The sequence below is a fragment of the Rhodococcus sp. S3 genome, from assembly GCF_058211795.1.
Window position 1 is genome coordinate 3,733,905 of sequence record NZ_CM177074.1, and the last position, 16,835, is coordinate 3,750,739.

The 16,835-nt window shown below is 70.0% G+C and carries 1 protein-coding gene (only partly in view); it reads right to left on the reverse strand.

Annotation, left to right across the window (positions count from 1 at the left end; all coding sequences use genetic code 11):
* On the reverse strand, nt 1-16,835 hold the 3' portion of the coding sequence (locus tag AC0LPE_RS17420) for a non-ribosomal peptide synthase/polyketide synthase (protein WP_490604887.1). It continues 12,748 nt past the right edge of the window; only the last 16,835 of its 29,583 coding nucleotides appear in the window; the start codon falls outside the window, past its right edge; the stop codon is at nt 1-3.

Genomic DNA, 16,835 nt, shown 5'->3' on the forward strand with positions numbered 1-16,835 from the left:
TCAGTCCAGGTCAGCGAGCCGGTACAGGCGGTGTGCCGCGCCCCACTCCTCGAGCAATCCGTCGGGGGCGTCGTCCACCACGACGACGGCCGCGAGGTCCTCGAGCGACCCGGGTTCGAGTGTGCTCAGCGACGCCTCGGGCAGGTGCACGTGGGTGACCCACTCGTTGTAGAGCACGCTGTCCAGTGCCGTACCCGACGACGCGCCCTCGGGTACGACCACGACGACGGCACCGGTCGCCGTGACGACCAGCGGTTCGAGTGCCACCGCCTCGATGTCGACACCGCCCACCGCGAGGCTGCGCGACTCGTAGGTCAGCTCGTACCGATCCCGCAGCGTGCCGATCCGCTCGACCAGCTCGGCGTTCGTGAACGTCCGCGAGGGCAGCACGAGCGCCGGGTCCGCCGAGCCGACCGGACGCAACCGGTCGGCGTAGGTCACCGGATCCGCCGGCTGCGCAGCCAGCTCGTCCCGCACACCGGGCTCGTCGACGACCAACCAGCTGTCCGCACCGTTCGCCGCGGTACCGGCGACCGTCAGTCCCAGAGCGGCTCCGGCGGGCAGCTGCCCGTCGACGCGAGTGGGATCGACCGGCACGATCGCGGCACCGGTCTTGACCACCGCCCACTGGGCGACCACGGACTCCACCGAACGCGGGATCGCGACCGCAACCACGTCGCCGGTGCCGAGGCCGCGGCCGATGAGCAACCGAGCCAGGCGGGACGACCGTGCGTCGAGTTCCCGGTAGGCGATCTCCGTTCCCTCACCGCCGATCTCCGGATCGGCCGGGAGCGAGAGCGCCGGCGCCGCCGGATCCTCCTCGACCACCTCGGCGAAGACCGTGGCCAGCGTCCGCGCGCCGGTGTCCACGGCCGCGCTGGACGGTCCGGACTCGGCGACGATGCGGGCGAGTTCCTCCGCATCGACGAGGTCGATGTCGCCGACCGCCGACTCCGGATCGGCGGCGAACGCGTCGAGCACGCGCACCAGCCGCTCCGAGATGTTCCTGACCTCCGACTCGGCGAAGAACCGCTCGAGGTACTTGAAGGTCAGGTCGATCTGCGTGTCGGCGACCGTCATGAGAGTGATCGGGTAGTGCGTGGCGTCCTTGACCCCGACCCCGGTGATCGTCATGCCGTCGATCGACCCCGCGGCGTCGGACAGTGCCTCGCGGTCGATCGGGTACGACTCGAACACCAGCAGCGAGTCGAAGCCGATCGGGTTCCCGATCCGCTGTTCGATCTCGGACAGTCCGACGTAGTGGTGGTCGAGCAGACCGGCCTGTTCGGACTGCAGGCGCTGCAGCAGCTGCGCCACCGACTCGTGCGGATCGACCCGCACGCGCACCGGCAGGGTGTTGATGAACAGACCGACCATCGACTCGACGCCGGGCAGGTCGGCGGGGCGACCCGAGACCGTGGCACCGAACACGATGTCCGGGTTGCCGGTGATGCGGCCGAGCAGCACACCCCAGGCGGCCTGCACGAGCGTGTTCACCGTGACGCCGAGCTCCGTGGCCAGCATCGTCAGCCGGGCGGTGTGATCGGTGTCGACCAGGACGGAGACCTTCGAGATCGTCTCGTTGTCGGGATCGCGCTGGACCGGCGCGATCACCGTCGGCTCGGAGAGCCCCTGGAGTGTCTGTGCCCACGCGTCGAGCGAGGCGGCGTGGTCCTGCTCGGCGAGCCAAGCGAGGAAATTCCGGTAGGAACGCACGCGCGGCAGCACCGTGCGGTCTCCGCGCAGCACGTACAGGGCCATGAGGTCCTGCATGAGCAGCGGCATCGACCATCCGTCGAGGAGGATGTGGTGGCTCGTCACCGCCAGGTGGTAGCGATCCGCCCCGGACCTCACGAGCAGGAACCGCATGAGCGGTGCCGTCTCCATGTCGAAACGCCGGGCCTGCTCGTCGGCCAGCACATCGGCGAGTTCCACCTCTCGGACGTCGTCCGCCCGATCGGTGAGATCGACCGTCCGCCACGGCAGTTCGACCTCGTCGAGTACGAGCTGCAGCGACTGCCCCTCGTCGTCGGTGACGAACGCCGTGCGGAGGTTCGGGTACCGGTCGAGCAGCGCCTGCCCCGCGTCCCGCAGACGGTCGGGATCCACCGCGCCCTCCAGGTCGAGGACCGCCTGCATCGTGTAGACGTCGACGCGCTCGTCGATCGTCATCGATGCGTGGAAGAGCAGACCGGTCTGCAGCGGCGACAGCGGCCACACGTCGATCAGCGACGGGTAGCGCTGCTCCCACGTCTCGATCTCCTTCTGGTCGATGTCGACCAGCGGCAGATCGGACGGGGTCAGGCCACCTGCGGCCGGCGACGCGGCGTGCCGCGCGAGTGCGCTCAACGCCTCGAGCCAGTGCTGCGCGAGTTCGTCGACGTCGTCGCGGTCCAGCAGACCCGCTGGGAAGGCGATGTTCGCCCCGAGCTGTGGGCCGTCCGCACCGTCGGAGACCACGGCGTTGATGTCCACGCTCGCGTTGGCGGGCATGTCGGCGTCCTGGGTCACGTCGAGCTTGCCCAGCGCGTCGGTGGGCGCCCAGCCGATCTCGGCGAGCCCTTCCGGCACGTCCGCCGAGGAGACCCGGCCGAGGTAGTTGAAGCTGACCTGCGGCGAGCGTGCGATCTCGGCCAGGCGCGCCGACGATTCCGGATCGAGGTAACGCAGCAGACCGAAGCCCATGCCCTTGTCCGGGATCCCGAGCAGCTGCTCCTTGACGGCCTTGACCGCCGAACCCATCGCGGCACCGCCGGCGAAGGCGTCGTCGACGTCCACGCCGGCGAGGTCGACCCGCACCGGGTAGGCACTGGTGAACCAGCCGACCGTCCGCGACAGGTCGGCGCCCGGCACCACAACCTCCTCACGACCGTGACCCTCGAACTTCACGAGGGCGGACGAGGATTCGACGCCACGGTCGCGGCGCCAGCGCACCATCGCCAATCCGAGCGCGGCCACCAGACCGTCGGCGACACCGCCGCGGAACAGGGACGGCACCGACGTCAGCAACGCATCGGTGTCGGCCGCCGGGACGGAGATCTCCAGTCGCTGCACCGTCGCCATCGTGTCGACGGCGGGATCGAACGGGCGGGCGCCCAGGTCCGGATCCGGTCCCTCGAGGATCCGTTCCCACAGCGGCAGTTCGCTCCGTCGCGACGGAGCCGCTTCGACGAGGCCGTGGGCCCAGCGACGCAGCGACGTCCCAACCGCCTCGAGCTGCGGCTCCTGACCGGAGACGATCTGGCCCCAGGCCAGCCCGAGATCCGGCAGCAGGATGCGCCACGACACACCGTCCACCACGAGGTGGTGGGCGACGACCGTGAGGATGCCCGAGCGGGTGTCGCCGAGGTCGAACCACAGGAAGCGGATCACGGAACCGCTCGACGGATCGAGACGGCCGAGGGCCGCATCGATCTCGCGGTTGGCGATCTCCGTCAGCTCGGCGTCGTCGACGTCCGGGGACAGTTCGACGCGGTCGAGGATCGCTCCGGGTTCGACCGTGCCGGCCGCGCGGACCCGCAGGACATGCGTGCCGTCGGCACCGCGTTCGAGGATCGAGCGCAGCGCGTCGTGGTGGTCGATCACCGCGCCGATGGTGCGGGTCAGCACGTCCCGGTCGATGCCCTGCGGCAGCGTGACGGACACGAGCTGCGAGAACCGGTCGAAGCCGCCGGGCCAGCCGAGCACGTCGCGCATGATCGGCGTGAGCGGCACCTCGCCGACACCGCCGCCGGGCAGCTCGGTCAGGCGGATGGGGCCGGAACTCTCCGCACGCGTGGCGACCTCGGCGAGACCCGCCACCGAACGACGCTCGAAGACGTCGCGCGGCGTGAACACCACACCTCGGGCCTTCGCCCGCGAGACGAGCTGGATCGACACGATGCTGTCGCCACCGAGCGCGAAGAACGACTCGTCGACACTCACCTTGTCCAGGTGCAGAACCTCCGCGAAGACCTCCGCGATGATCTGCTCGACCTCGCTCTCCGCAGCCCGGTACTCGCGCTCCTCGATCACCGGCTCCGGAAGAGCATCACGATCGAGCTTGCCCACCGGCGTCAACGGCACCTCGTCGAGCACCACGATCGCCGACGGCACCATGTGCGGCGGCAACGACCGCGCCACGAACTCCGTCAGCTCCGCCGTGTCGACCGTCCGGCCGCGGACGGGCAGCACGTACGACACCAGCACCGTGGCACCGGAGCCGGTCGTGCGGCCCAGGGTCGCCGCGAAGTCCACCGCCTCGTGTTCGGTCAGCGCCGCGTCGATCTCGCCGAGTTCGATGCGGAAACCGCGCACCTTGACCTGGAAGTCGCTACGGCCGACGAACTCGAGTTCGACGGGGCCGCCGTCGATCGAGCGCCAGCGCACCACGTCGCCGGTGCGGTACATGCAGGATCCGTCGGCGCTGTACGGGTTGGCGACGAATCGCTCCGAGGTCAGGCCGCTGCGACCGTGGTAGCCGCGTGCGAGTGCACCACCGGCCATGTACAGCTCACCGGCGACACCCTCGGGCACCGGCTGGAGCCGGGCGTCGAGGACGAGCGCGGAGACCCCGTGCGTGGGATTACCGATCGTGATCGGCCGTCCCGGCTGCAGCTTGCCGAAGGACGAGATGATCGTCGTCTCGGTCGGGCCGTAGCCGTTGAAGTACTTCCGTCCCGGCGCCCACCGCGCGAGCAGTTCGGGCGTGGTGACGTCGCCGCCGACGGAGACCACCTCGAGGCTGTCGATGCCGGTCGGATCCATCGTGCCCAGCACCGCGGGCGTGATGATCGTGTGGGTCACGCGCTCGGTCTTCAGCAGCTCGGCGAGATCCGGGCCCCCGATGATCCCGGCGGGCACGATCACCAGCGTGGCGCCGCTGGAGAACGCCGCCATCCACTCGAGCACCGACGGGTCGAAGCTCGGCGAGCAGATGTGCAGGAAGCGGTGGCCGGCCCGCAGGTGGTAGAGATCCACCGCGGTGTCGACCACTCCCCCGAGTCCGGTGTGCGTGACGACGACACCCTTCGGTCGACCGGTCGAACCCGACGTGTAGATCACGTAGGCCGGCTGGTCGAGCCGGATCGGGCGCAGTCGCTCGGCGTCGGTGATCGGATCGGCCGACCGTGCCTCGAGTGCGGCGGCGGTCTCCGCCGAGTCGAGCACGAGCCAGTCGGCCTCGTCCGGCAGGCCGTCGATGTGCGCGCCGCCTGTGATGCCCAGTGCCGCACCGGAATCGGACAGCATGTAACGCACGCGGTCGGCCGGATAGGTCGGGTCGACCGGCAGGTGTGCGGCGCCGGTCTTCGCGATCGCCCACACGCTCAGCACCATCTCGTACGACCGCGGGTACGCGACCGCGACGATGTTCTCCGGTCCGACACCACGCTCGATGAGCAGGCGTGCCAGTCGCGACGAGGTCTCGTCGAGTTCCCGGTAGGTGATCGAGCGACCCTCGTAGCGCACCGCCACGGCATCGGGGTCCATCGCGACACCGGTCGTGAGGATGTCGGTGAGGCTTCCCCCGGCACTGACACGGTCGCCGTGGACGTGGGTGAGCCGGTCGAATTCGTCCGCGTCGAGGATCGCCAGGTCGCCGACCGGTGCCTGCGGATCGTCCAACGCACCGGTGAGCAGCATCGAGAACCTGCGCGCGAACTCCTCGACGGTCCGCCGATCGAACAGGGCCGTCGCGTAGGAGAACTCGGCTCCGAGGCCGGCGGGCTCGCCCGTCTCGTCGTACTGCTCGCGCAGCGTCAGGGACAGGTCGAACTTCGCGGTGTCGACGTCGAAGGGGACACCCGAGACCGTCAGGCCCGGGAGTTCGAGACCGGCCGACGGCAGGTTCTCGAACGACAGCGCCACCTGGAACAGCGGGTGGCGGGCGGTCGACCGCTCCGGCGCAAGGATCTCCACGAGCCGCTCGAACGGGATGTCCGCGTGGGCGAACGCCTCGAGGTCGGTCTCCCGGACCCGGGCGAGCAGCTCGGTGAAGCTCTCCCCGCCGTCCACCCGGCTGCGCAGCACGAGCGTGTTGACGAACATGCCGATCATGTCGTCGAGTTCGTGCTCGCCACGGCCCGCGATCGGGGTACCGATCGCGACGTCGTCGGTGTCCGCCATGCGGGCGAGGAACACCGCGAGCGCGGTGTGCATCACCATGAACATCGTCGTGCCGGTCCGGCGTGCGAGTTCGGCGACGGCGCGGTGCGTCTGCGCGTCGATCGTGAGTCCGACCGTGCCGCCGGCGAACGACTGCACCGGCGGGCGCGGACGGTCCATCGGCAGGTTCAGCTCGTCCGGAAGTCCGGCGAGGGCGTCCTGCCAGTACGCCGCCTGGGCGGACAGCACGCTCTCGGGATCGTCCTCGGAGCCGAGCACCTGACGCTGCCACACCGCGAAGTCGGCGTACTGCACCGGCAGCGGTGTCCAGCCCGGTTCCTCCCCGTGTGCACGGGAGAGATAGGCGGTCATGACGTCCCGGGTCAGCGGAGCCATCGACCAGCCGTCGGCACTGATGTGGTGGACGACGAAGACCAGCACGTGGTCGGTCTCGCTCAGGCGCAGCAGCGCCACCCGCAACGGCAACTCCGCGGTGACGTCGAAACCGGTGGTGACGATCTCGCGGATCCGGTCCGGCACGTCCGCCGGGTCGACGTCCTCGGCGACGACCTGCGGTGCCGCATCGGCCGTGGGCAGGACGAGCTGGTAGGGACGCCCGTCGTCTTCCGGGTAGATCGTGCGCAGCACCTCGTGACGGTCGAGCATGTCGCGGACCGCCGCCTGCAGGGCCTCGACGTCGAGCGCACCGGTGAGCCGCACGGCGACCGGCAGGTTGTCGGCGGCCGACGAGTTGTCGAAGCGGTTGAGGAACCACATGCGCTGCTGCGCGAGCGACAGCGGGATGCGGTCGGTGCGCGGCTGCGGCACGAGCGGGGCACGCCCGGTCGTACCGGTCTGCCGTTCGGCGTGCGCGGCGAGCGCCTCGACGGTCGAGGCCTCGAACAGGGCCCGCACGGGGACCCGGACGTCGAGCGCGGACCCGAGGCGGGCGACGAGCTGCGTGGCGATCAGCGAGTTGCCGCCGAGCGCGAAGAAGTCGTCGTCGAGACCCACGCGGTCGACGCCGAGCACGTCGGCGAAGGTGCCCGCCACGATCTCCTCGACCGGCGTGCGCGGCGCGCGGAACTCGCGCACCTCGAAGGTCGGCGCGGGCAGCGCCTTGCGGTCGAGCTTGCCCGAGGTGTTGAGCGGGAACTCGTCGAGCACCACCACGGCGGCGGGCACCATGTACGACGGCAGGGAGCCGGAGACGAACTCGATCAGCGCACCGCTGTCGATCTCGTGACCCGGCACCGGCACGACGTAGCCGGCGAGCTGGTCGCCGGTCTGGGTCTGGGCCACGAGGACCGCAGCCTGGTTGACCGATTCGTGTGCCAGCAGGGCGGTCTCGATCTCGCCGAGCTCGATGCGCTGACCGCGGAACTTCACCTGGAAGTCGGTGCGGCCGATGTACTCGAGCTCGCCGTCGCCGTTCCACGTCACGAGGTCGCCGGTGCGGTACATCCGGTCGCCCGGTGCGCCGAACGGGTTGGCGACGAACCGGTCGGACGTGAGATCGGGTCGCCGGACGTAGCCGCGCGCGAGCTGGACACCCGCGAGGTAGAGCTCACCCGGGACACCCACCGGCACCGGCCGCAGACGACCGTCGAGCACGTATGCGCGGACGTTCCACTCGGGCACACCGATCGGCACGACGTCGACCGGCCCCTCGGCGGGCGCCTGCCAGGAGGTGGCCGAGACCGCGGCCTCGGTCGGTCCGTAGAGGTTGTCGATGTCCGCGGAGCTGATCCGGCGCACACCGTCGATCGTCTCGGGCGGCAGGGCCTCACCGATGACGAAGATGTCGCGCAGTGTGCTGCACGAGGCGGCGTCGGCGTGCGCGGCGAAGACGGTGAGCATCGACGGCACGAAGTCGGTGATGGTCACCTTCTCGCGGGCGATGACCTCCGACAGGTAGGCCGGGTCGCGGTGGCCGTCGGGGGTGGCGATCACGAGCTTCGCACCCACGCTCAGCGGCATGAAGAAGCCCCACAGCGACACGTCGAAGGTCGTCGCGGTCTTCTGGAAGTACACGTCCTCCGAGGTCATCTCGAATTCGTGCAGCATCCATTCCGTCTGGTTGACGATCGCGCGGTGCGTCACGGCCACGCCCTTCGGCCGTCCGGTGGAGCCGGACGTGAAGATCGCGTAGGCGGTGTTGTCGGGACGCAGCGGCGAGAGCCGGTCCTCGTCGCGGACCGGCGTCGCCGGCACGGCCGCGAGGTCGAGCCGGTCGATCTCCACCGCGTCGACGGCGGTTCCCGACGGGATCTCGAACTCGTCGCGCGCCGTGGTCACGATGCACACCGGATCTGCGGTGTCGAGGATGTGGCGGATGCGGTCGGCCGGATGATCCGGATCGATCGGCACCCAGGCGCCGCCGGCCCGCACGATCGCGTACATGCCCACGAGCAGTTCCGTCGAGCGGCGGACGGCGAGGCCGACCAGCGACTCCGGCCCCACACCACGGCCGATCAGGTGCCGGGCGAGCCGGTTGACCCGCGCGTCGAACTCGGCGTAGGTCAGTTCCTCGCCCTCGTAGGACAGCGCGACCGCATCCGGGGTGCGTGCCACCTGCGCGTCGAAACGCGTGGTGAGCAGTGCGGTCCCGTCGAGGGCATGATCGGAGTCGTTCCACGCGTGGAGGATCCGGTCGAGTTCCTCGGAGCCGAGCAGCGCGATGTCGCCGACCGGCATCTCCGGCTGCTGCGCCATCGCCTCGAGTGCGCGAACGAAACGCTCGACGAGTGTCTCGACCTGGTCGCGGTCGAACAGTGCTCGCTGGTAACGCAGTTCGACCTCGAGCGCGGAGCGCAGGTGCACGAACAGGCTCAGCGGGTAGTGGGTCGCGTCGTGGGTGCCCACACCCGTGACAGCCATGCCGTCGATGGAGGCGGACTGCTCGGCGAGGGCTTCCTCGTCGAGCGGGTACGACTCGAACACCGTGAGCGTGTCGAAGGCGACCGACGGACTCGTCGCCCGCTGGATCTCGGTGAGTCCGAGATGGTGGTGGCCGAGCAGTGCGGCCTGCTCACCCTGCAGGCGTTCGAGGAACGCCGAGACGGGCTCGTCCGGATCGAAGGCGACCCGCACGGGCAGCGTGTTGATGAACAGGCCGACCATCGACTCCACACCGGGCAGGTCGGCGGGGCGACCCGAGACCGTGGCGCCGAAGACGACGTCCTCGGCACCGGTGAGGCGGCCGAGCAGCACGCCCCAGGCGGCCTGCACGAGCGTGTTCACCGTGACGCCGAGGCGCGCGGCGGCGCCGCTGACGGCGGCCAGTCGCTCGGCGTCGAGTTCGACCTTCACCCGGTCGTCGCCCTGGAGCCCGGGATGGCGCGGGGTCTGCGGAGCGAGCAGCGTCGGCTCCTCGAAGCCGGCGAAGGTCTGCGCCCACGCCTCACGCGAGGATTCGCGGTCGCGGGCGGTGACCCATTCGAGGAAGGAGCGGTACGAGCGCACCCGCGGCAGCAGGGACACCTCTCCCCTCGTCGCGTACAGGGCCATGAGGTCCTGCATCAGCAGCGGCATCGACCAGCCGTCGACCAGCACGTGGTGGGTGGTCACGCCGAGCTGGTAGCGGCCGTCGCCGAGGTGCACGAGGACGAACCGCATGAGCGGTCCGGTGTCCATGACGAAGCGGCGTGCCTCCTCGTCCTTCCAGAACGGCACCGTGGCGGTGACGCCGTCCGCGGCGACCTCCGCGGACATGTCGACGGTGCGCCACGGCACCTGCACGTCGTCGAGGACGAGCTGCACCGAGTCGCCGTCGGCGTCGGTCACGAAGACCGTCCGCAGGTTGGCGTGCCGGTCGAGCAGTGCCTGCGCGGCGCGGTGGAGCCGCTCGGGATCCACTTCTCCCTCGAGGTCGAGGACGGCCTGCATCGTGTAGACGTCGACGTCGTCCTCGCCGGTCATCAACGCGTGGAAGAGCAGACCGGACTGCAGCGGCGACAGCGGCCACACGTCCGCCAGCGACGGGTAACGCACGTGCCAACGGTCGAGATCGGCCTGGGTGACCGACACGAGCGGCACGTCGGAGGGCGTGAGCCCACCGGCGGCGGGGTCGGCGGCGTGCGTGACGAGCGCTGCGAGGGCGGCCCGCCAGTGCTGCACGAACTCGTCGACGTCCTCGCGGTCGAGCAGACCCGCGGGGAAGGCGATGTTCGCGCCGAGCTGCGGGCCGTCCGCGCCGTCGTTGACGATCGCGTTGATGTCGATCGCCGCGCTCGCGGGCATGTCGGCGTCGAGGGCGGCGTCGACGCGTCCCAGCGCGTCGGTCGGGGCCCAGCCGATCTCGGCGAGTTCCTCCGGCACGTCCGCGGAGGACACGCGACCGAGGTAGTTGAAGCTGATCTGCGGTGAGCGTGCGATGGCGGCGAGCCGCGCCGACGATTCCGGATCGAGGTAGCGCAGCAGACCGAAGCCCATCCCCTTGTCCGGGATGGCCAGCAGCTGTTCCTTGACGGCCTTGACCGCCGCACCCATCGCGGGACCACCGGTGACGGCGTCGTCGACGTCCACACCGGCGAGGTCGACCCGCACCGGGTAGGCGCTGGTGAACCAGCCGACCGTCCGGGACAGGTCGGCGCCCGGCACCACGGATTCCTCGCGGCCGTGACCCTCGAACTTCACGAGGGCGGAGGAGGATTCGATGCCGCGGTCGCGGCGCCAGCTCACGAGTGCCAGTCCGAGCGCGGCCACCAGACCGTCGGCGACACCGCCGCGGAACAGGGCCGGCACCGTGGTGAGCAGTGCATCGGTCTGCGCGGCGTCGAGGTTCATCTCGATGCGTTCGACGGTGGAGGTGACGTCGACGGCGGGGTCGAAGGGACGCTCGCCGAGCAGTGGGTCCGGTCCCTCGAGGATCCGTTCCCACAGCGGCAGCTCCGACCGGCGCTGTGCTGCGGCATCCACCAGGCCGTGGGCCCAGCGGCGCAGCGACGTCCCGACGGCCTCGAGCCGCGGCTGCTCACCGGAGACGATCTGTCCCCAGGCCAGACCGAGGTCGGGCAGCAGGATGCGCCACGACACACCGTCCATCACCAGGTGGTGGGCGACGACGAGGAGCACGCCGCGACGTTCGGTCGAGCCGAAGTCGAACCACACGAATCGCAGCACCGAACCGGCGAACGGGTCGAGCGCTCCGAGCGCGGAATCGAGTTCGCGGGAGGCGATCTCGGTGAGCTCGGCGTCGTCGACGTCGGCCGCGACCTCGACCCGCGACAGCAGGGCGTCCGGATCCACGGTGCTCGCGGAGCGGACCCGCAGGGTCACCTCTCCGTCGGCATCGCGTTCGAGGATCGAGCGCAGCGCGTCGTGATGGTCGACGACCGCACCGATGGTGCGGGTCAGCACGTCCCGGTCGATGTCGGCCGGGAGGGTCACGGCGACGGTCTGCGAGAAGCGGTCGAAGCCGCCGGGCCAGCCGAGGACCTCGCGCATGATCGGGGTGAGCGGCACGTCGCCGACACCGCCGCCGGGGAGTTCCTCGAGTCGCTCGGTCTGCGTCTCGTCGGCGCGGGTGGCGACCTCGGCGAGGCCCGCCACCGAACGACGCTCGAAGACATCGCGCGGCGTGAACACCACACCCCGCGCCTTCGCCCGCGACACCAACTGGATCGACACGATGCTGTCGCCACCGAGCGCGAAGAACGACTCGTCGACACTCACCTTGTCCAGATGCAGAACCTCCGCGAACACCTCCGCGATGATCTGCTCGACCTCGCTCTCCGCAGCCCGGTACTCACGCTCCTCGATCACCGGCTCCGGCAACGCATCACGATCGAGCTTGCCCACCGGCGTCAACGGCACCTCGTCGAGCACCACGATCGCCGACGGCACCATGTGCGGCGGCAGCGAGCGCGCCACGAACTCCGTCAGCTGTGCGGTGTCGATCGTGCGGCCGCGGACGGGCAGCACGTACGACACGAGGACGGTCGCGCCGGACGGGGTGGACCGCCCCACCGTCGTCGCCCAGTTCACCGACTCGTGTGCACTGAGGACCGCGTCGATCTCCCCGAGTTCGATGCGGAAACCGCGCACCTTGACCTGGAAGTCGCTGCGGCCGACGAACTCGATCTCGAGCCGGTCCTCGACGGGCCGCCACCGGACGACGTCGCCGGTGCGGTACATGCGGTCGCCGGGTTCGCCGTAGGGGTTGGGGACGAACCGCTCTGCGGTCAGCGCGTTGCGGCGGTGGTAGCCGCGGGCGAGTGCCCGGCCGGCCACGTAGAGCTCACCCGCCATGCCGGCGGCCACGGGGCGCAGACGCGAGTCGAGCACGAGGGCCGTCATACCCACGATGGGTTCGCCGATGGTGATCGGACGTCCGGGTTCCATCTCGCCGAAGGTCGACACGATGGTCGCCTCGGTCGGGCCGTACGCATTGACGTAGGTGGTGCGCTGCGACCATTCGGCCAGCAACTCCGGCGTCGTCACGTCGCCACCGACGGAGAGCACCTCGAAGCTGTCGATGCCCGTGGAGTCCATCGTGCCGAGCACCGCCGGCGTGATGATGGTGTGCGTCACGCGCTCGGTCTTCAGCAGCTCGGCGAGATCCGGACCGCCGATGATCCCGGCGGGCACGATCACGAGCGTCGCGCCGAATGCGAAGGCCGCCATCCACTCGAGCACCGACGGGTCGAAGCTGGGCGAGCAGATCTGCAGGAACCGCGATTCGGAGGTCACCCCGTACAGATCGGTGACCATGTCCTTCAGGCCCGCCAGACCCGTGTGGGTGACGACGACGCCCTTGGGCTTGCCGGTCGACCCCGACGTGTAGATCAGGTAGGCCGGGTGGTGGACCCGGATCGGGCGTACCCGGTCGGCGTCGGTGATCGGTGCGGCGGAGCGGGATTCGACGTCCGCGGCGAACGCCGGGTCGTCGAGCAGCAGCCATTCCGCGTCGTCGGGCAGTCCACCGACGTACTCGGACGACGTGATGCCCAGGGTGGCCCCGGAGTCGTCGAGCATGTAGCGCACGCGGTCGGCCGGATAGGTCGGGTCGACGGGGACGTGCGCCGCACCGGACTTGGCCACGGCCATGACGGTGACCGTCATGTCGTACGAGCGCGGGAACGACACGGCCACGAAGTTCTCCGGGCCGATGCCGCGATCGATCAGCACCCGCGCGAGCCTCGACGAGGTCTCGTCGAGTTCGCGGTAGGTGATCGACCGTCCCTCGTACCGCACCGCGACGGCGTCGGGATCCATCGCGACCCCACGCGTGAGGAACTCGGCGAGGGTGCTCGGTTCGGTGACGACGTCGTGTCCGCGCATGGCCGTGAGCTGCGCGAACTCGTCGTCGGCGAGCAGCGGCAGGTCGCCGACCGGGGCACGGTCGTCCGTGAGGATGCCGCCGACCAGTCGGGTGAACCGCTCGGCGAAACGCTGGATCGTGCTCTCGTCGAAGAGTGCACTGGCGTAGGAGAATTCGGCGGACAGGCCGGCGGGTGCGCCGGATCCGTCGATGTGTTCGCGCAGGGTCAGGCCCAGGTCGAACTTCGCGGTGTCGACCTCGAACGGGACGCCGGAGACGGTGAGCTCGGGCAGTTCCAGAGCGGTCTCGGGCAGGTTCTCGAACGACAGGACCACCTGGAACAGCGGGTGGCGTGCCGTCGACCGCTCGGGGTTGAGGATCTCCACGAGCCGCTCGAACGGGATGTCGGCATGGGCGAACGCCTCGAGGTCGGCCTCGCGCACCCGTGCGAGCAGGTCGGAGAAGCCCTCACCCGTGTCCACCCGGCTGCGCAGCACGAGGGTGTTGACGAACATGCCGATCAGGTCGTCGACCTCGGCCTCGCCGCGACCCGCGATGGGCGTGCCGATCGCGACGTCGTCGGTGTCGGCCATCCGTGCGAGGAAGACCGCGAGCGCGGTGTGCACGACCATGAACATCGTCGTGCCGGTCCGCCGTGCGAGCGCCGCGAGACCGCGGTGCGTGTCGGCATCGAGGAGGAAGTCGACCTTGCCGCCGGCGAAGGACTGCACCGCGGGACGCGGCCGGTCCATCGGCAGGTTCAGCTCGTCCGGGAGCCCGGCGAGGGTGCGCTTCCAGAAGTCGGCCTGCGCCGCGAGCAGGCTCGCGGCATCGTCCTCGTCGCCGAGCACGTCGCGCTGCCAGATCGCGAAGTCGGCGTACTGCACGGGCAGCGGTGCCCAGCCGGGGGCCTCGCCCTCGGCGCGGGACATGTAGGCCGTCATGACGTCGCGGGTCAGCGGCGAGATGGACCAGCCGTCGGCGCTGATGTGGTGGACGACGAAGACGAGCACGTGATCGCGCTCGGAGAGCTCGAACAGTCGTGCGCGCAGCGGGATCTCGGTGGTGACGTCGAACCCGCGGGAGACGACCGCCGTCACCTTCGACAGCAGGTCACCCTCCGTGGCCGATTCGACGTCGATGTCGGGCGCGGCCTCCGCGACCGGGAGGATCAGCTGGTAGGGCTGCCCGTCGATCTCGGGATAGACGGTGCGGAGCACCTCGTGCCGGGCGAGCAGGTCCTGGACCGCTGCCTGCAGCGCACCGAGGTCGAGTGCCCCGGTCAACCGGACCGCGACCGGGATGTTGTTGACGGCCGATTCCGGTTCGAATCGGTTGAGGAACCACATCCGCTGCTGCGCGAGAGACAGCGGCGCACGCTCGGGCCGCGGCTGCGGCACCAGCGGCGGACGTGCCGCCGCACCGGTGTGCTGCTCGGCCGCGACGGCGAGCGCCGCGACACTGGGGGCCTCGAACAGCACGCGCACGGGGACGCGGGTGTCGAGTGCCGCCCCGATCCGCGAGACGACCTGGGTGGCGAGCAGCGAGTTGCCGCCGAGTTCGAAGAAGTCGTCGTCCACACCCACGCGGGTGAGGCCGAGGACGTCGGCGAACACGCCGGCGACGATCTCCTCGACCGGGGTGCTCGGGGCGCGGAATTCGCGGGTCTCGAAGACCGGCTCGGGCAGGGCCCTGCGGTCGAGCTTGCCGTTGACGTTCAGCGGCAGCGCGTCGAGCGTCACGAACGCCGACGGCACCATGTACGACGGCACCCGGGCACCGAGCGCGGACCTGATGGACTCGATGTCCGCCTGCGCATCGTCCGCGGGCACGACGTAGGCGACGAGCTGGGTGCCGACCCGCTCGTCCTCCCGGGCGATCACCGCGACATCACGCAGCGCATCCATCGCACGCAGGGCGGACTCGATCTCACCGAGCTCGATGCGGAAACCACGCACCTTCACCTGGAAGTCCGTGCGCGACAGGTAATCCAGCTGCCCGTCACGGGTCCACCGCACCAGGTCGCCCGTGCGGTACAAGCGTTCTCCGTCACCGAACGGCGAGGCGACGAACCGCTCCGCGCTCAGATCCGGGCGCCCGAAGTAACCACGCGCCAACTGTGTGCCCGCGAGGTAGAGCTCACCGGCGACACCGGCCGGAACCGGATGCAGACGCTCGTCGAGCACGTAGACACGGGTGTTCCACTCGGGCACACCGATCGGCACCGACGCACCCGAGGTGTCGGTGACATCGCCGGCGGTGACCGACACCGCGGCCTCGGTCGGGCCGTAGAGGTTCACGAGCCGCGCCCGGTTGTGGGTCAGGAACCGCTGGGCGGTCGCCGGCGGCAGCGCTTCGCCGATGGCGAGGATGTGGCGCAGCGAGGGAGCCAACACTCCGTCGGCGTCGACCATCAACGCTTCGAGCATCGACGGCACCACGTGCAGCGTCGTCACCGACTGCTCGGTCAGCAACCGGTTCAGATAGGCCGGATCGCGATGACCGTCCGCCGACGCGATGACCACCCGGCCGCCGGAGACCAGCGCGGACCAGAACTCCCACACCGACAGGTCGAACGTCGCGACCGTCTTCAACAACACCGCATCATCGGCACCGAGACCGAAATGCTCACGCTTCCACAGCAACTGGTTGACGATCGCCGCGTGCGGCACCGCCACACCCTTCGGCCGACCCGTCGAACCCGACGTGAAGATCACGTACGCCGTGTTCGTCGCACGCAGCGGCGCGACCCGCTCGGTATCGGCCACCGGCGCCGCGGACAGTTCGGACAGATCCAGGGTGTCGAGCAGCAGGGTGGGGACAGACTTCTCCCCCGGTGCCGTGAACTCGTCGCGCTCGGTGGACAGGATCACCACCGGAGCAGCCGTGTCGAGGATGTAGGCGTTGCGATCGTCCGGCTGATCGGGATCGACCGGCACGTAGACGCCACCGGCCTTGACCACCGCATACATACCGACGAGCAACTCGACCGAACGACGCATCGCCAGCGCCACCGTCGACTCCGGACCCACACCCTCCGAGATCAACCTGCGCGCAAGACGATTGACCCGCGCATCGAACTCCGCATAGGTCAGCGACTCGCCCTCGAACACCAACGCCGTCGCATCCGGCACCCGCGAAACCTGCTCGTCGAACAGATCCACCAGGGTCGCCGAGGCGGTGGGGTGCACGGTGTCGTTCCACGCCTCGAGCACTCGCGCAGTTTCCGCGGTGTCGAGGAGCGACAGATCGCCGACCGGCAGGGCCGGATCGGCGACCACGGCGTCGAGCACGCGGATGAACCGGGCGGCGAACTCCGCGACGGTCGATTCGTCGAACAGATCGGTCGCGTACGTGAAGTAACCGGTGATGCCCGTGGGCGTGCCGTCGTCGCTGTAGCGGTCGGTGACGATCAGGTGCAGGTCGAACTGCGAGATCTCCATGTCGGCGTCGAGACCGGCGATGGTGAGACCGGGGAGTTCGAGTG